Genomic DNA, 18,675 nt, shown 5'->3' on the forward strand with positions numbered 1-18,675 from the left:
CCGAAGAACAGTATCTTACTATTCAAATTCCTTGCGCGGGAGAGGGAGCAGATCGAAGCAAGATTAAGTGATGTGCCTAGATGAATGCTGAGGAGTCTACAAAAAAATTAGATTTTAATGGTTCTTGAAAAACGCTATCTTTCACAGTACATCTTTGATCTAAATAGGGATTTAGGACACCATTCTTGGTGTTTTATCAAGGACGTGCAACTATTCCTTTTCCTTTTACCGGACAGTAGTGTGCCTACGCAGAGATGACAGGCAACAATTGACATGCTACCTGGTTAAATTTTGTGAGGTTCTCTCATGCATAAAGTACTATCCATACTAGAGAACAAAATTAAGCCTAAAAAAGGATTTTTTCAGACACTATTGGGAGCAAATCAAAACAAATTATATAAGGAATTTCACAAACAAATCGAATTACAATTTTTAGATAGCGAAAAAACATGTGGTCATACGTAGCATTGATGTATTAAACGTGCAATGGCGTCAACTTAAGCACACCTACACCTAACTCTCACGGATATACTTGTAGCCTGGGTGAAACGAAGTGAAACCCGGGTTTCGGTCCTTCGGACCTTCACCCAAGCTACCTTAAGTTGACGCCATTGATTGAACGTGTACGTCCAATAATTGTTGCACTAATAAGACCTACATGATCTATACTTTGCTAATATGCCAAATCATTTAAACGAAAATATTTTAGCGCCTCGAAAAATAATTCATATTGATATGGATTGTTTTTATGCTGCCATTGAAATCCGAGATAACCCCTCATTAAATAATAAACCGGTAGCAGTAGGTGGATCAGCAAACCAACGTGGTGTACTTTGTACCTGTAACTATGTTGCTCGCGGCTATGGAGTTCACTCCGCTATGCCAACAGCTGTAGCACAACGATTATGTCCTGATTTGATCGTGTTGCCAGTAAATATGTCTAAATATAAGACTGTCTCGCAGTCGATAAATAGTATTTTTCGACAATTTACTGATTTAGTAGAACCATTATCTCTTGATGAAGCATTCCTTGACGTCACTCATGCCCCACATTGCCACAATAGCGCTACACTTATGGCACAAGCGATTCGGGAAATAATTTTTAGAGAACATCAACTGACGGCTTCGGCCGGCGTTGCTCCTAATAAATTTTTAGCAAAAATTGCAAGTGCTTGGAATAAACCGAATGGATTGTTTGTCATTACTCCAGAACAAGTAGATCACTTTATTAAAACTCTTCCTATAAACAAATTATTTGGCGTAGGCAAAGTCACTGCAGCAAAATTAAATCAATTAAATATATTTACTTGCAACGACTTACATCAGTACCCTTTGGATTTTTTAATAAAACATTTTGGGAAATTTGGTCAACAATTGTTTTATCAAGCGCAAGGAATTGACAATCGCCCAGTTCAACCTCACCGCCTGCGCAAATCATTAAGCGTAGAGAAAACCCTACAACATAATATTCATGATTCAAATGAAGCCATTAAAATAATTAATGAGCTTTATAAAGCCCTCAGCATACGTATACAGGAAAGCGCAGCGGATTTATTAATAAAAAATCAGTTTATTAAGATCAAAATGAGTGATTTCAAATTAGTATCAGCAGAAATTAAAAGTGCTCAAATTAATTTAGAATGTTATCAGGAATTATTTCAAAAAATTAACCGTAATCCATTAAAGCCCATTCGTCTTCTTGGAATTGGTGTTCATTTTGCTCACCCTTCAACCGAGGCGATCTATTATCAACCACCCCTATTTGAAATCGAAGAGTAAAATAAAATAGTTTTTAGGTTGCTCTATAAATAGCGCAAATTATTTTAGATTAAGATGGAAATCTTCGACCCCATCACGAGGGGAAAATCCATCTCTATATTTAAAATGTTCACAAATATGGGTAACAATAATATATGTTGATTGTTTGCTTTTTTTTAAAATCCAAGTATGACTTAAATCCGCGATCAGCTGTTGACTGTAGGCTGCAGGAGATTGCCAAATTTTTGCGTACCAACCCCCCTTAGTACTCAGCGTAATATGATCTCTTTGGGTTTCACTTTTAATAAGTTCACATTCAAACTTTTGATCGAAATAAATGAGTTTACCTATTTGATGATCAGCAAAGCCAGCTATGCCTTTAAAAACTATATCACTACCGCGTAGGGTAATAATTAAATTTTCTGGATCAACGATTGGTAAAAAATCCGATATGGGGGCTCGTGATGCATTTAAATGATTAAATTGTTCAACAACTTTTAATGCATCTTTTTCATTATGTGTGGTTTTATTCATCAATTAGTCGACTCGTTTTATATGTGAGTACAGTGCAGCGAAACCCGGGAATCTATATCTAAATAAACCCGGGTTCCGCTTCGCTTCACCCAGGCTACATTCCTACGTTACATCCTGATATATTTTTTTATGGGATAATACAGGCATTAATTGTTACACCTCCTGGTATGTTTCCTGGATTATATAATGCAACATTATTATCTATATTCGCTTTGTTACTGAAAAATTGATTCGAAGACAAACATGCATGAACCAGACTCATATTAATTGGAGTACCTGCTGTACCTCCCACTAATATTGCACCTCCTCTGTTATCCTCTTCTAATGAATTTTTTAATGCCGTATTCTTTTTAAAAATATTATCGAAAATCTTGGCATCTCCAAAAAGTCCGACAGCAATTGCCCCTCCTCCTGGTGCCATAGTAGTTACTGTGGAACTTCCACTACTAAAAAAATTGGCTACAGAGTTAAAGAAAAATAGAGGGGAGCGGGTACCGGCAGGAACCCCTACAATTGTGTTTTGTACAAAAGTATTATTGGAGATTTGTGCCTGGGCCCGTTGAAGGGAAGCAAATACTGCATTCCCATAGTTAGTTACAAAAATGCTTCCACCTTCCAATTCTGCTTGATTATCCACAAAAATAGATTTTGTTATTGTTGTAGCTATTGAGTCTACATACATAGCTCCACCAACACCCCCACTATTGTTGGTAAATTCGGAATTAATGATCTTGGCTTGTGTACCTGGGTTAGGAAGTATTCCAAAAACATTAACACCACCGCCCCCAAATGCTGCACCCACATTCTTGATAAACTTTGAGTGTTCAACGTTTAAAAAATGAGGGGTGCCATCATTAAAGGGAGTATGGAAAAAAATAGCCCCACCGCCAAATCCTGTACTGGTAGTTTGATTTTGCGTAAACGTTGAATTGGATACCGATAAATTGCTATTAATCATCCCAAGAGCGCCGCCGCTTGCATCTGGAATAGGACCATTCAGAACATTGCCCTTGAAGTCGCTTAAGAAAATCGTGGTGCCTCCAGCATCTTTACTACGAATTGCTCCGCCATTACGAAAGGCAACATTTCGTTCAAATTGACTTGAAGCAATAATATAGGCAGCGCCAATTAGATTTTCTAAAGCCCCTCCACTGCCACCGGGAAATGTGGCAAAGTTATTTATAAATTTGGAGTTTTTTATAGTAATTACAGTACCTGTATCTATTGCTGCTACCGCTCCTCCACCTGAAGCTAATGTAAGGAAATCCCCATTAAGAACTTCGGTCACTGTTGCATTGAAACCATCACTTATATTTTGCTCAAAGAGCATATGACTAAGCTCAATGGTTGAACCATAGCGTGCTAAAAGACCACCGCCCGCAGCATGCTCATAGTCCAAACTCTCGAGCACATTGTGAACACCTAAAACACCGCTGTCTGGGCCTACTGCATACCCGCCTCTGACGATCAGGCTATCCAGAGTGACATTTTTAACACCTGTACCTGGGAAGACATCGCTTCCGGCCATAAGCACATGCCAGACCCGATCATTGTTACTATTAACTACATAGGGAGTCAGACAAGTTGAAGTCATGTCGCCACATAAAATAGTGGGATGAAGCTGTCCTTTTCTTTGTTCACGATGAGTTTCCGTCCCAGAAAATCCTCCATATATGGCTGTATTACTTGGTAAGTTAAACGTTCTTAGTTTAGGCGTATTTACTCCAAAAGCCCCACCAATAATTCCTTGTGGAGCATATACTCGAGAAGGTTTATAGACCCCTTTTGCTACCCAGATTTCAACAAAATCTGGAAAAGCGTCGGCAGCTTCTAGTGCAGAATCTAAATTATTAAACGCATTCGCCCAACTCATTCCATTACCGTTTATAGGTCTACTGCCATTAACATAAAATCGAGTTGTTTCTCCTTTAATGATACTTAGACCGTCTGTGGCACTCGGTTGATAACACTGCAAAGGATTGCCTTGATTGCAAACCACAGGGCCTCCTGATACATCGCCTGATAATTCGCGGCCAATCACTTCCAAAGTTAAAATACAGGATTGTTTATACCCTAATGAAAAAGGATTGTTGCAGTTTCCTAGCCCTGATATCACTTGATTGATGCCGATAATAGGATTCATAAACAAAGTCTGTGTTTTTTTTGATTGATTGGTTACGATGTATTTCACTGTAGCAGTTCCTGATGAGCTCACAGAGACCTGAGGTGGAAAATTTGCATCGGGTATGAAGGTCCATAAAGGGCTAACAGCCTGCGCTGCGGTGATAAAACAAAAAGTATATAAACCAAGACTTAATCGAGGCATTAAATGAGATAATTTCATGGTGGCGCATCCCTACGAAATATATGTGAAATTAAAAAATTAGGATTTAGGAATTTAAAAATTGTCGCACAGCATCCAGCAAGTTTTTCACTTCGCATCAAAATATTTAAAATGTGCAGTCGATTTCAGAGTTATGAGCCTCAACTTTTGGCTTCTATGGACCGCTGTAATTGTAGAATCTAAACATAAAATTTTATAAATATCAATAAACGAACTTTTAAGCTCTTACACATATTTTTAGGAAATTTTTCTTTTTTTTCAATATATTATATACAGTAAAAAACCCGAATTACGACCTGTCTTATTGGGGCTGTCTGTTGTTTTCAATGACATAGTGAACTTATTTTTGCAAAGTGCAAGACGCTTATTTGATGATGCGTTACATCTTATTTACGATATCTAGAATCATATAAGCACCCGCCGTAGACAATGATTTATGTAATAACCGACAGTTAAATCCTTTAAAAAAACCACTAATTCCATGATTTCCATAAATTCCCGAGGCAATTTCTCTTATGGTTGGCTTAAATTCATCAGTGCAAGCCTGTTGTCGGCTCTTTATCACATCAAGCGGGGTGGTTGCAAAAACAACTGGGACTGAAGCAGCAGTTGCCCATAGAATCGTTGATAAAAAAGTTTGTTTTTCCCGTTTGGTTTTAATTGCCTGATAGGTCATGAATAAATAAAGCCAGCTAGGCAATGCTTTTCCAAAGGTCGCAGTACTGCCAACAAAAAAGCCTGGAAACCCTCTTTGCTGATAAATAGTTTGCATTGCTTGGACAGGTTTTATAGGCTTATCCTGGCTTGCTATGGCTCTCATTTGTACTGTTTTAATATTCTCAAGCGGACTGAGTACTAAAGTATCAAAAGTAGCTGCGGTTGTTGCTTTGAGGAAACTGCTGAACACCAGAGGAAACTGGTATTTATCAATTTCATGTGGCATATAGGTAATCAACAAAGGTCTGTATATTATTTTACTTTGTTGACGAATAATACACGACATGAGTCCTGTAGATAAATGATTGAAATTCGCGCCTATGAATTGTTTTGTGACAGAATAAGAGCTTTGATAAAGATTGGTTTGAATAGCAACCTTAAGTCGTTCTGCCGGATGTCCTATTAACGTGGTGAGTCCTGTATAACTTACACTAAAAGCATAAGCATCCCAAAGCGTCTTTTTCTCTTTTTTTTCTTGCACAATAAATACACCTTCTTCATAGTAAAACGCGCAAATACTACCATAGTGCTCGCTTTTAAGGCACTAAGTTTTTTATCGAAAAAAAAGGCTGTTTCTATTTCGCCAGCTTGAGCCAAAATGACCTGATTTTCGAGCACCAAAGCGCAGCATACATGAGTATGTGAGCATAGCAGCGCAGAAACTCAGGACAGTTTGGCCAAGATAGTAGAAATGTAAACAGACCCTAATTTAAATGTAGCAAATTTGCATGGCATTAATTAGTATTATGTTTCTTGCTTTAAAATAAAATGAATTAGAAACGCTGCACTTTATTACATAGAAATGAGTATGATGACGTAAGTGCTTATGTATCAATGAGACCACTCATCTCCATTTTAAATAGCATTTCTTATTGTTGAATTTAATACTACTAAAAGGGAACATTAGAGTGAAAATGAATCAAGTCCAATTAGCATGCACTTTATTTTTAATGATGAGCCAGGCCTTTGCTGGTAATCCTGTTCTTCATTATTTGGATAAACCTTTTCCAGCAAAAAGCTCCACATTAGGGGGAAGTGTCACTTCTACATATATTTTTACCAATAATCTTCCTTTTACTTTTAAAAAACCATTTCAGGTAATCCCGATATTATGCCCATCTCCTAATCAAGAATGTACTGCTACTGGAGTAGAATTTAAATACAACGATCAATGTTCAGGGAAAAAACTACAACCTAAAGAAAGCTGTACCTATAGTATTACCTTAACTCCAAGTAGTATAGGCCGAAAAACAATTTTAGTGGCTTACAGCGGGTATGACAATAATGTGGTTCACGTTCAACCGGCGTTAACAACCGTTGCAACAACAGCTCCGGCGGGTATTTTAGGTACAACTAACTTTCCTACAGCCCAACCTTTGCCCCGTCAAACATTTGCAAATACAAACTATACAGTAGCTTTTACGTTTACAAATTATGATGCTTCAACAGCGAGTTTCATACAAAATATTACTCAAAACAATAATCCGCTCCATCCCAATTTCGTTATCACATACAACAGCTGCATCCCATCTGGAACAATGGGAACATTAGCAAGTGGCGCTCAATGTAGTATTGCCGGTATATTCAATTCACCTACCAATGGCGCGGCTATCCTCACAGCTGAATTAATTGGTAATCTAAGTTCCAATAAACTCATTACCACCACCACAGTGCAATCCGTTTCATTCAATCAACTCATAGGCGTTGATTACAATCCCAATCATTACACAAATAACTATCCATTCAATTTTCACGATGTTTTCTATACGGGCACACTTAACCATTCCGCGGCTACTAATGTTTATGCAGAACTTCAACAATTGCAGGACGCTGGTTTTACAACAGTTCGTTCCTATCAAACCGAACCCTATAGTTGGATAGATATTATTAAGCAAGCCAACGCTTTGGGAATGAAAGTTATTTATGAGGCAGTGATTCCTCAACTACCCAGTGACACCCTGTATCCTGGGTGTCCATTAGGCGCTCAAGATTATATTCCATGCGCCCAAGCTACATTAACTTCCGTGATTCAGGCAGTTACTCCTACTGTATTTAATAATACCGTCATACTGGTTTTTGCGGGACATGAAAATTACTGCAACGCAGGTAATATGATTCCTCCATGCACGGGTACCTCAAATGTTACTTATTTAACAAGTGCAGTATCTGCTTTACAAACCACCCTGACTGCGCAAGGTTTGACAACTCCCGTAGGCTCTGCTGTCATAAGCGGAAATTTCGTTACACCAAGCCCTGCAATTTCTGCTGATATGCAAACATTAATTAATTCTTATTCTTCAACAGCCCCCCTAGCCTTTGATCCATACCCCTTTCAATTTGGCGTAGCTCCAGCAAAAGCAGCAGTATGGACACCGCCGTTAAGCACAACAGTACAACTCACCAATTCACTTGCATGGGATTACATACAGGTTGTAGGTTCAACAACTCCTCCTGCTTTACCCACGGCGAACCAACAACCCTTTTATACGCCTGGACGTGTTCTATTGACAGCAGAAACAGGTTGGGCAACAGCAGGAACTACTACAGGATACGCATGTAACTCTCCTGGCCCGTGTGCACCATCTGTGGCAAATGCTACCGATTATTTCCAAACTCTATATCAATTGAATACAAGTAATTTTGTAAAAACATCAGGATACAATATAGGAGTTCTTGCCTTCGAGGCCTATGATGAACCCGCAAAACCAGGTCCTACAGCAGAACAACATTATGGTCTTTTTAATTCAAATTGTGTTCAAAAAAGCGCGGGCATCGTTCCCAAGCATGCGATGGTATCTGCAACAGGATGTCAAGGATTTACCAATGGCACACTATTAACCATATCTGGTACGACCCCTCCGACCCAGTCTTCATTTAAGGTGCACATTGCTTATGCATCGGGACAACATCCAACAATTAACGCGACGATACCTGCTAATTCAGGAGTGGCTCCAAATATCAGCTCCATAACACCATGGCCACAATTTTTAATTTATCAAGGCGCTAAGATTACAGTTTTTTCGACCACCAGTTCTCAATCCTGTACCACTACAGCCACAGCAGTCACCGCATCCCCTGCTTCAATTACTTTCGGACCAGTGACCTGTACTAATCCCCCTCCCAGCAGCATGGGATGCTTTGGTCTGGGATGCCAATTATCTAATCCTTTTTAAATTGAAGATTTGAACTACGATAAGTAAATTTTAATCGAATAAATTCTGGGGCCTAACAACGGCCCTTGAGAACATCCGTTTTTATCTACTTGCTTGCCTGTCCTGTAGCTAGGCTGGCTTTGTTATTTCCTTCAAAAATAATAATTACTCCCCACTTTGATGCAATTAACTACAATTAAATAAATGCAAAGATCACTGTACATTGTTGTCCCTCTGCTTTGCAGTTAGCCTGGTTGCGAGCAGCTGTCTCTTAGCCACAATTTAAAATTCTTGGGGAAAAGTCAAATTTGAGTGCAGGTTGGGTGAAAATGCGATTAACAGTCTGTACAGAAGATTTAACTTGCATCTTCTAATGAGTTTATCGAACGCATTAGAAGAACAATTAATGACCACCATGATTTTAAACTTGACAATTCAGCGCATGGTTATGTAAAATCATGCGCACATTGATCAATTGTAAAACACAAATAAGCGAGATATACTATGCAAGCAAAATTTTTTGATAGCACATCCATTCCCAAAACCAGCCAAGAAGCATTTCATATATTAACCAAGTCTCAGGATTTGGAAGAGATTCAAAATGTTTTATTTCACTTTAAGCAATTGGTTAATATTAAAAGAAGTAAGCTCATTTCTCATGCGCGTTACGATTCAAAAATACCTAACAATCAAGAATTTATCGAAAATTTGGAAACACTCCTTCAGAAACTGAAAAGCGCAGTAGAGGATGGAAAACCCTATCAATCTTTATTTGGTGATGTGTGCAAGTTAAAAGAGGATTTACAAGTAATTTTAGGATATTATGAATCTCAGCTTCGTCGAAATCAGCCTATTGTGAAAAGTTATCTAAGACAGGCTCGAAGTATACATAGTGAAGTAGGAACTGTGGCCGCTGGAATTCTATCTCAAGAAAAATCGTTACTTAATGAAGAGGACTCAAGCATCTTAACCAAGTACACTATTAATTTTAGTGCTAACGATATTATGACAAAAGATATCCAAATGATTAGCGACTTCGTTCTGAAACCCCACTTAGCTGATCATAGCAAAGAAGTTGGATTTTCCTATATCTAGTCCTATTTTAGGGTCTGTTTCCATTTCGCTAGCTTGAGTCAAAATGGCCTGGTTTTCGAGCACCGAAGCGCAGCATACTTGAAGTATGTGAGCATCGGAACGCAGAAAATCAAGGCAGTTTGGCCAAGGGAGTAGAAATTTAGACCCTACTACCAAAAATATTTTGGTACTTTCTACTCTAGTTGCCTACTCTATATATATAAAGATCCAAAATATTCGACATGAATATTGACACGTTGCTAACGCAAAAAGAGTAAGGTGTGCTAAATGTATAAAAACAGTTTCAGATTTCTTCTTTGTTTTACGCTTTTTCTTCCCTTGAAATGTGCCAATGCAACTTCAGAAGTCATAAAACAAAAAATTGATAATACAGTCACTGTTTTTATGCAAAAAAACAATGTTCCTGGATTAGCACTAGCTGTACTCAAAGATGGCCAGCCGCTTCTCATCAAAGGGTATGGTTATGCCAATATTGAAACAAAAACCCCTGTGGATGCACAAACCCTATTTGGTATTGGCTCAGTTTCGAAAGTCATCACTGCTTTTGCACTCATGACTTTAGTACAAGAAGGAAAAATAAACTTAAATAATTCTGTATTAGACTACGTACCCAAAGCACCAGAACAATGGCAGAATGTGACGATTCAGCAATTACTTTCACATTCTAGTGGTATTCCTCAACATCATGGACCACATTTGCCCTGGATTAAAGTATGGAATAACTTAGCTAAAAAACCCATGCAATTTCCACCTGGATCTGCAACTACCTATAATAATTTCGCCTACGGTGTGTTAGGACGTGTCATTGAAAACGCAAGCCATCAAACATTAGGTGATTATTTATCAAATACCATTTTTAACCCTTTGGGGATGAATCATACAGGATTCCCTAATTCACTCTTCCCTCCAAATCTGGCAACAGGATATCAATCGAAAGAAGGTAAAGTTACTCCTAACCCAAATCAAAACCCATGGCGTCAAATGTGGGGTTCGGGTGGAATCGTATCGAATATCAGTGATATGGCAAAATGGGATAACGCCATGTCTGCCGAGAAAATATTAACACCAGCAACCTATCGTCAAATGTGGGCGCCCGTCTTTTTAAAAAACGGGACACTGGCAGGTCACAAAAATTGGGCATGGTCTCTAGGATGGCAAATTTCTTCTATCAATGGGAAGCGTCTTGCTTTCAAAAACGGTGCTATAAAAGGCTACAGCAGTTGGATAGAACGTCATCTTGATGATCATGTGAGTATTATCATACTTACAAATACAAATCATGTGCCATTAAAACGACTGGCAAAGCGTATTTTCAATCAAGTCATGAATGCACGATAAAAATCAGTACAAATCTTCCATTCTTATATCGTAAATAAGTGATTTTCTAACATTAAGTAACGGCAGCCACGAATAAAACGCCTATATAATGCACTTCTGGATAATTTTTTGCCTACTTGTTTTGCGGTATAAAACATAGATCTTTGGCGTTTAACTTCAAAAAGATTGTACTATAAATTAGGGTTGTAGACTTTTACCTGATCTTTACCTCCCTTTTTCGCAGCATAAAGTGCATGGTCAGCAGCCTTTATAATCTCGTCGATGGTAGCACCATGTTTGGGTGCTTCTGCCACACCAATTGAGATGGTAATGTGAGGCAATGGATTGCCTTTATAATAAATGGAAGTGGCTTTTACCTCTTCATGGAATTCTTCCATTCTACTTGCAGCATTATTCAATGTCGTATTTAACAATACAACAACAAATTCCTCACCACCGAAGCGAAAAGAAATGTCACTTTTCCGGAAATTTTCCTTTAATAATTTCCCTATCGATTTAAGAACCTCATCTCCGGCCAAATGACTGTAAGTATCATTCAATCTCTTGAAATCATCGATATCCAACATAGCAACGCATAATGTCTTTTTTTCTCGAGCAATTCGAATTAATTCTCGTGACAAAATATCATTTAAATAACGTCGATTATATAAATTGGTTAATGGATCATGTAATGACAACTCACTCAATGACACGCGCAGATTAATATTGGCAATAGCAAGCTTCACAATATTAGCAAATGAATTTGCCATATCTTGTTGGTGTTGCGTCAACCTTTTACTTTTTGACGCTAACAAATGAATAACACCTATTAATTCATTTTGGACTATGAGGGGCAGCACCATATATCCACCTTGAGGAGGAGTCAGATAATGAGCACAATGTACTGATTTATTTGGATCATCAACCACATTAGTAGTCGCCTCGCGGATTGAAAAACAATCCATAGGAAAGAATATTTTTGGCAGGAACTGCTCCTTTCCCCAGCAAACTACAGTTTCCATTTGCTTCATTACCTGATTATAAATGGATAAGCCGCCACTTAGGTTAGGAAATAAGTCTTGGGCAATTATGTGAATTCGTGGAAAAGCCTCTTCTGTTGTAATGCAAACTTGCAGTGAACGATTTAATTTATTTAATAAACTTTCATCATGTTCAAGTAATTTTAACTCATTCAAGGTTTCCATCGTTTTTTCATTCAGTTCTCGCATTTTTTCTTCATTTTGAACACGATCACTTACATCCTTCATTTGTGCAATAAAATTAATCGGTTCTCCCTGAGCATTTCGGATCAGGGTCGCACTGACCATTGCCCAAATAATACTGCCATCTTTTCGTACATAACGTTTTTCCATATGTGAAATACGCAATTCGCCCAGAAGAAGTTTATTCATGGCATCTTGAGTCATAGGGACGTCATCAACATAAGTGATTTCCAGCATACTTTTATTATGTAACTCCTCCGCACTGTAACCTAGGATCTCTTGTAGTGTACGATTGGCATGGATGCATACTCCTTCAGGGGAAACAATAGCCATGCCAATTGGTGCATTTTCAATAGTATTGCGAAAACTCTCTTCGCTGCATCTTAAATCAGATAAAAGATTCGAACTGTATATTTCCAAATAAATTGACTTCATTAAAAATTGATTCACTTCTATGGTGACATAGGACACGATCACAACATAAAGTATTGTCGCCATAAGCAAGATAAGCGAAAGCGAGGGGGCAATTGATACTGATAAAAAAATCAACAGCATCCAAATTGGGATCATAAATGCGATAAAAGCGCTATAAATTGTTAATAACTTAGCCGCAGGCGCTCCAAGCAGACCAATAAGATAGACAAAAATCGCCATGCGATGAAGGGGATCGTCTATATAGAGAAACAATAATCCCCCTAAACTCCATAAAATACCTGATTGGAGGTTATTAAGGATAAAATATTTCTTCCAAAAAGCCAGGCGAACCAAGCTACCTTGTTTTTTTTGGCGATGATAATGAGCTAAAAAAAGTCCTCTCAGTATGTGATTGAAAACAAACATCACCAGTACCCATGTGAGTAACAGGAATTGCTTATTAACTTGATCCCAAATCAGAAAAGCAAAAAAAATCGTTGCAAAAAAATCAGCAATAATCAGCACATAAAATTTTTTATATGACTCGGTTATCAGCTTATTTTCTATTTGAGTGCTCGTCACGCCCGGAAAGTCCATTAAAAAATTTCCTTATTTTTCTTATAAAGAATCTTCCTATTTATTAAAATAATAATAGTATTATATTGATCTGATTGCACAGCAATCTAGAGTTTTTCACTACATGAAGTTACTTTGAAATATTCTGAGTAATCTTTACTTAAGATAAATATCTATTTAATTTACAAAATAAAATTTTTAGGCTACATAATATTAACAAAGGATCTTAATGTGAGTATTCATGAAAAAATGGACTGGTTTCATCATAGCTTTGGTAGTGCTTATCCTTGGAGCTTACTTTGCTATTGGTTTCTCAATCGAGAATACCCTAAATAAAAATATAAATTCAATTCCGAAATCTTCTTCATTTAGTGTTCGACTTGATAAATACCACCGAGGTTGGTTTTCATCTCAAGCCAACTTAACTTTTAAGATGCATATTCCAGCACAAACTATAACAGATAAAAATGGTGTCACTAAAACTGAACCACCAGCTGACTTTGATATAGACATTCCTATTTTTATCAAACATGGACCTTTTATAGCTACAGATCATGGTATACGTTTTGGAATAGGTCTTGTCACAACTCAACCCGAAACTCATTATGAAGCATTTATTAATTATCTGAATAAAACCATTTTTAGATATACGCTTCCCTCCTTTGCCGTAGAGGGGACGATTGGACAAAATGAGGGTGACTTCAAGTTAAATTGGCAGGGCTTATCTTCTTTGCTCTGTGTTTCCTCCAATCTTGATAATCTTGATGGTAACTTAAGATTATTGGGCGTCAAAGGAGCTGCCAATAATCCATCCTATACGAAGAATAATTTTGCCTTCGATATTGGTGAGATCATCTATGATTATAAATTTAAACGGCATCAAGACTGGTTATGGCTTGGAGACGCTCGTTTTGATGTTCCTTCTGTTGCAATCAATCTGGCAGGTGAAAAAGTATTCGAGCTCGCAGGATTTAACTTATCGGCCGGTTCTAATGTTCATGATGGTGCAATGGACATGGATTTTAAACTGTCATTACAAAAGCTGTTTACTAATAATCAGAAGTATGGACCAGGCATTTTTCACTTGAGTTTTAGAAATCTGGATCCAGAAGTTGCAGCGAAAATCAATCAACAAGAATCGGATATGATTCAAAATAGTAGCGACCCCAATCTAGCTACACTTGCATTCGTAACTGAACTACCCAAACTCCTTGCCAAAGGGGCAGAATTAGAGCTTTCGGAAATGGTTTTGAATGTACCAGATGGGAAAATTACAGGCAATTTTAAAATTTCACTGCCAAAAAGTGAAGGAGAGGACTTGCCTCAAATGATGCAAAAGATGAGTGGCGAAGGCTACTTTAAAGCACCAATAACCACTGTAAAAGCGCTTGTGACCGCATCAATGAAGAATAATCTCGCCAACAAGACGCAAACCACTCCAGATATCCAGGTAACATCGCCTGACACAACAAGTCCGGCACAAATCCTGACTAATCCGGATAATGACGCTGCAACCCAAGCGGAAAAAATGTTACAAAATTTTGTTAATAAAGGACTTTTGAAGATTGAAGGTAATGATTATGTACTTACTTTCAAGTTAGAAAACCAAAAGATTTTTGTGAACGGACAACCCTTTAATCCCGACATGTTGAACTAATTTCGGAGGAGTTCATACATTAACATTCAATTTTGGATAGTACAAAAAAGCCCATATAACACATTGATATGGGCTTTAGAAATCTTTATGAGATCATCGGCATTCTAACAGGAACATGCCTTGGCTCCTCCGAATGATTCATCATATAAGTATCAATCAGTTCAGTCAAAAAGCTTACCTTATCTTGCATGGAAATCTGATTTGATGATAAAACTCCTTGGGTAATGCCTTCAAATATTTGTGTCAGTGGAGTTGGTGTGCGTTTTTCTAATTTACCACTCTTCTGAGGAGGAAAATGGCTCTCAAGAGCCTGAGTAACTCCTTGAACTATTGAGGAAATAATGGTCTCTTTTTTAGGCACTAACTCCAAAACTATCCCGTCTTCCTTTACATCTATTATATCTGTATCGACTCCATCTGTCTTTGGGTTTCCAAGTCCTTTTCTAGGAGAAACGGAGGGCTTGCTTTGGTCGAAAAACTTAATAGCCCTTAATTTTGTAACCTCTGGTCTAGTAATGTCTGATGTTGTAACTTCTTGAGGTTTTATAACTTCTTGATGCTCTATAACTCCACCAGAACTTGGATTTGCCCCTTCTTTTGTTTTTGTAGTTTCCTGAGTCTTTGTATTTCCATGACTTCTAACAAAGTTAACTTTTAACCAATTGACTAAGCGAGAAGGATTCTCGGAGTGAAGGCAAAACTTATTGTGAGTACACTCTGATTTGACACTTTCCCCTTTTTCGATACGAGCAGTATGTTTATCAACAATAAAGTACTCTTTTGTTGCTTCAAAAGGAGGCAAAATACCACCTGGATAAATAATAAAATTATACCCTAAGTATGCTGCTAACAACATAATCGAAGGACTCTCTTCTTTGAGATAGCCTCGAGAACGTTCAGTCCATACTCCGGGATCATCTCCTACTTTACAATGACGTTTCACAAAGTCAGAGACTGATTCATCAACAGCCACTCTAAGGCCTTCTACTTCGTCATAATAAGGTAATATCTCTTTTAATGTTTTATCAAAATCACGCTGAGTTATCCATGTATGCCAACGAACGATCTCGAAATTCTTTCCTTGTTCCAAAGCGAGTTGATTGATGATAGAAATTTTTTCATCCATTGATTTATCAGGATACTTGCTTTTGAACACATCAACAGTCATACCCAAAGGAGCTAAAAAAGCACCTAAATTATTCTCAAAATACAATTCACCTTCTTCTAAAGCGCTCTTCTTAAGAGTGAGAATGTCTCCTTCGTCAGGAGGCAGCGTTTTATCCTTAAGATTGTGCCAATAAATTTCATCAGCAATTAAAAAGGTTGTTTTACCTTTAGGACCAGAATAATCATCTGGGGGTTGATGCGTAGCAACAGCTTGTTGCACAATAGCTCCTAAATAGTCACCTGCACAATACTCATTTCCTTTAATACTTAGCAGGACTAAATCATGTGTGGGAACTAGAGAGGGAAAACGGCTTTTACCATTATCTTTTTTACTTATTGGGTCAAAACTTGCGGTAACAATTTTACCATCTTTAGGACCCCTAACTTTGGGTGTATCATTCGGCATCTAAAATATTCCTTAGCGTTTATTTTATCATTTCTGTACGCTAACAAGTCACTCATATACTTAAAAATAATTTAAAATCATGCAGTTACGTACTTAAATTGGTATTTTTTGGGTTTTAAAAATCAAAACCATTAAATTTCCAGTCGAAAATATAGCCATAGTATAATGCATTTTGAAAAAAAAATAACCATTTTTTTCATAAATAGTTTATAATATCTCCACCTATTATTTATAAGAGACAGATCATTTGACAGGTTTACTGTACTCTTTATGAGTAAGTCCATTAATATACTGTCTATACTAGTTACAACAATATTTTACTTAATAATGCATTATCTCGCTTATTAAGATTATTTATACGGTGAAAAATGGATTCCAACAAAACAAAAGAATTACATGAAATTATTGATCAAAAAAACGCGGAAATTCATCAACTAACGCTTTCTCTTGAAGAGGAACGATTAAAATTTAAAAATGAATTACAAGCTGTTCATGATTATTACGAAAATATAATTGCTTTAATGCCAGGACATGTTTATTGGTTAGATAAGAATAATATATTTTTAGGGTGTAACGACGCGCAAGCTAAAAGCGCTCGTTTGAAATCAAGAAAAGATATCGTTGGAAAAACCAATTACGACATGCCATGGAAAGATCAGGCAGAAGAATTAAATAAACTCAATACGTTAGTAATGGAGACTGGCATACCACATACTGCTGAAGAATATGCGGTCATGACTAATGGAATGGGAATTTATTATTCCCAAAAAGTTCCTTTACGCAATCAAAAAAATGAGATTATTGGCGTTTTAGGCATTTCTCTAGACATTACAGAGCGAAAAAGAATGGAAGTCGCGTTGCGTCGCGCCAAGGAAAACGCGGAAGTTGCTAACCAGGCAAAAACTGAATTTATAGAAAATATGAGTCATGATATTTATACCCCATTAAGCGGTATTGTGGGAATGTCACGACTTTTAGAAGAGAAAGCCGAAGATCCCGAAAGAAAACAATACGCACGCTGGATTCATGAAAGTAGCGAACAACTACTGGATTTACTCAACGGTGTAATGGAAATCGTTACAGCAGATAACCTCAGAGAAAGTGATGTACATGAGGAGTTATTCGAATTACGCAAGAACATTAAAGATATTGCACATCTTGTTCAACCAACCCTGGAAATGAAGAAAATTCAATTGAATATCGAGATTGATGAAACAACGCCCAATAGTTTTATCACTGATGGTACAAAATTACATCGAGTTTTGTTAAATCTTGTAGGAAATGCAATTAAATTCACGGACACCGGTGTCGTTACAATTAAAGTAGAAAACCTTGCCCATGAAAATAGTTATGCCCAACTCCGATTTAGTGTAATCGATACAGGAATTGGTATACCTCCTGAATTAAAAAACAAGATTTTTGATCGTTTCTTCCGAGCTATCCCTTCTTATAAAAGCCAGCATAGCGGGTATGGTGTTGGTCTTCACGTGGCACAAAAATACTTAAGTCTATTAGGTGGAGAAATAAATCTAGAAAGTGAAGTTGGAAAAGGATCCTCTTTTTATTTTACCCTTACAATGAAAATTGGATACAACGAGCGCAACCCCTCTCTCTATGGGACGAGTGAAACTAAATTACAGCAGGAAAAAACAGGAGCTAATTCACCACTCATTTTACTCGTAGAAGATAATATTATCTCTCTGCATATGCTTGAAAATGTTGCAGAGCAAGCAAAATATCAGTTCTACTCAGCGATTGATGGTGAGCATGCTTTAGAGCTGCTGGAAACAAATGATTTTGACTTAATCATTACCGATATAGGCATATCCAGCATTGCAGATAAGAACCTCATTCAGTGCATTCGCGAGCGAGAAAAGAAAACACAGAAAAATCCTATCCCCATTATCGGCCTAACTACTAATACTTCAGGTAAAGTAGCAAATGAACTTTTGCATTCTGAAATGAATAAAGTGTTGACCAAACCTGTTCATTTAAAAATGCTACAGGAAGTAGTCAATGGATTCAATTTAACCTCTGCAAAAGGGAGCCAAGTTTAGCTAAAATCCAGAGGGGTTGGCCTGGAGGATCGTTAACTTATTGGATTAGGAACATCGGTATTGGACATAATTCAAGGAATACTTTATTTACCACGTCCCGCGGACAAGCCCTGAGAGTTCCTCACAAAATTTAACCAGGAAGAATGTCATTTGTTGCCCGTCATCCCTGCGAAGGCACCCTACTGTCCGGTAAAAGCAAAAGGAATAGTTGCACGTCCTTGATAAAACACCAAGAATGGCATCCTAAATCCCTATTTA

General features: G+C 37.5%; 11 protein-coding genes. 6 read left to right on the forward strand and 5 right to left on the reverse strand.

The features are described from left to right. The first annotated feature begins 678 nt into the window (after positions 1 to 678). Positions 679 to 1,779 carry a DNA polymerase IV gene (gene dinB, locus Lani_RS18805; RefSeq protein WP_019235577.1) on the forward strand — a complete coding sequence of 367 codons (1,101 nt, stop codon included), beginning with the start codon at positions 679 to 681 and terminating at the stop codon, positions 1,777 to 1,779. A gap of 39 nt (positions 1,780 to 1,818) precedes the next feature. On the opposite strand, the gene Lani_RS18810 is transcribed toward dinB, so the two are convergent. The 3 genes from Lani_RS18810 to Lani_RS18820 all read right to left on the reverse strand — a co-directional run bounded on the left by Lani_RS18810 (position 1,819) and on the right by Lani_RS18820 (position 5,834). Then, complete coding sequence (locus Lani_RS18810; protein WP_019235578.1) at positions 1,819 to 2,292, reverse strand: hypothetical protein; 474 nt, start codon at positions 2,290 to 2,292, stop codon at positions 1,819 to 1,821. Positions 2,293 to 2,419: 127 nt separating this feature from the next. Continuing rightward, positions 2,420 to 4,636 (reverse strand): hypothetical protein, encoded by a 2,217-nt coding sequence (locus Lani_RS18815; protein ID WP_019235579.1) that lies wholly within the window; start codon positions 4,634 to 4,636, stop codon positions 2,420 to 2,422. A gap of 379 nt (positions 4,637 to 5,015) precedes the next feature. Beyond that, positions 5,016 to 5,834, reverse strand: a complete 819-nt coding sequence (locus tag Lani_RS18820; protein ID WP_019235580.1) for a solute carrier protein — start codon at positions 5,832 to 5,834, stop codon at positions 5,016 to 5,018. A gap of 433 nt (positions 5,835 to 6,267) precedes the next feature. Between Lani_RS18820 and Lani_RS18825 the strand changes: the two genes are divergently transcribed. The 3 genes from Lani_RS18825 to Lani_RS18835 all read left to right on the forward strand — a co-directional run bounded on the left by Lani_RS18825 (position 6,268) and on the right by Lani_RS18835 (position 10,938). Continuing rightward, on the forward strand, positions 6,268 to 8,526 hold the full coding sequence (locus Lani_RS18825) for a glycosyl hydrolase family 17 protein (RefSeq protein WP_040523479.1): 2,259 nt from the start codon (positions 6,268 to 6,270) through the stop codon (positions 8,524 to 8,526). Between the two features lie 483 nt (positions 8,527 to 9,009). Continuing rightward, positions 9,010 to 9,600 (forward strand): hypothetical protein, encoded by a 591-nt coding sequence (locus Lani_RS18830; protein ID WP_019235582.1) that lies wholly within the window; start codon positions 9,010 to 9,012, stop codon positions 9,598 to 9,600. Positions 9,601 to 9,867: 267 nt separating this feature from the next. Further along, positions 9,868 to 10,938: a serine hydrolase domain-containing protein gene (locus Lani_RS18835; RefSeq protein WP_019235583.1), complete on the forward strand. Its 1,071-nt coding sequence runs from the start codon at positions 9,868 to 9,870 to the stop codon at positions 10,936 to 10,938. 170 nt (positions 10,939 to 11,108) lie between these two features. Here Lani_RS18835 and Lani_RS18840 read toward each other — a convergent pair whose 3' ends face one another. Continuing rightward, positions 11,109 to 13,151 (reverse strand): GGDEF domain-containing protein, encoded by a 2,043-nt coding sequence (locus Lani_RS18840; protein ID WP_019235584.1) that lies wholly within the window; start codon positions 13,149 to 13,151, stop codon positions 11,109 to 11,111. 220 nt (positions 13,152 to 13,371) lie between these two features. On the opposite strand from Lani_RS18840, the gene Lani_RS18845 reads away from it, so the two are divergent. After that, positions 13,372 to 14,787: a YdgA family protein gene (locus tag Lani_RS18845; protein WP_019235585.1), complete on the forward strand. Its 1,416-nt coding sequence runs from the start codon at positions 13,372 to 13,374 to the stop codon at positions 14,785 to 14,787. Positions 14,788 to 14,872: 85 nt separating this feature from the next. On the opposite strand, the gene Lani_RS18850 is transcribed toward Lani_RS18845, so the two are convergent. After that, positions 14,873 to 16,360 carry a hypothetical protein gene (locus Lani_RS18850; protein WP_019235586.1) on the reverse strand — a complete coding sequence of 496 codons (1,488 nt, stop codon included), beginning with the start codon at positions 16,358 to 16,360 and terminating at the stop codon, positions 14,873 to 14,875. Positions 16,361 to 16,728: 368 nt separating this feature from the next. Between Lani_RS18850 and Lani_RS18855 the strand changes: the two genes are divergently transcribed. Then, complete coding sequence (locus tag Lani_RS18855; RefSeq protein WP_019235587.1) at positions 16,729 to 18,417, forward strand: ATP-binding protein; 1,689 nt, start codon at positions 16,729 to 16,731, stop codon at positions 18,415 to 18,417. The last annotated feature ends 258 nt before the right edge of the window (positions 18,418 to 18,675 follow it).

The organism is Legionella anisa (genome assembly GCF_001467525.1).
Lineage (GTDB): Bacteria > Pseudomonadota > Gammaproteobacteria > Legionellales > Legionellaceae > Legionella > Legionella anisa.

Coding starts and splice junctions, on each gene's coding strand:
- dinB (WP_019235577.1), top strand. CDS start 679: ATGCCAAATCATTTAAACGAAAATATTTTAGCGCCTCGAAAAATAATT.
- Lani_RS18810 (WP_019235578.1), bottom strand. CDS start 2,292: ATGAATAAAACCACACATAATGAAAAAGATGCATTAAAAGTTGTTGAA.
- Lani_RS18815 (WP_019235579.1), bottom strand. CDS start 4,636: ATGAAATTATCTCATTTAATGCCTCGATTAAGTCTTGGTTTATATACT.
- Lani_RS18825 (WP_040523479.1), top strand. CDS start 6,268: ATGAATCAAGTCCAATTAGCATGCACTTTATTTTTAATGATGAGCCAG.
- Lani_RS18830 (WP_019235582.1), top strand. CDS start 9,010: ATGCAAGCAAAATTTTTTGATAGCACATCCATTCCCAAAACCAGCCAA.
- Lani_RS18835 (WP_019235583.1), top strand. CDS start 9,868: ATGTATAAAAACAGTTTCAGATTTCTTCTTTGTTTTACGCTTTTTCTT.
- Lani_RS18840 (WP_019235584.1), bottom strand. CDS start 13,151: ATGGACTTTCCGGGCGTGACGAGCACTCAAATAGAAAATAAGCTGATA.
- Lani_RS18845 (WP_019235585.1), top strand. CDS start 13,372: ATGAAAAAATGGACTGGTTTCATCATAGCTTTGGTAGTGCTTATCCTT.
- Lani_RS18850 (WP_019235586.1), bottom strand. CDS start 16,360: ATGCCGAATGATACACCCAAAGTTAGGGGTCCTAAAGATGGTAAAATT.
- Lani_RS18855 (WP_019235587.1), top strand. CDS start 16,729: ATGGATTCCAACAAAACAAAAGAATTACATGAAATTATTGATCAAAAA.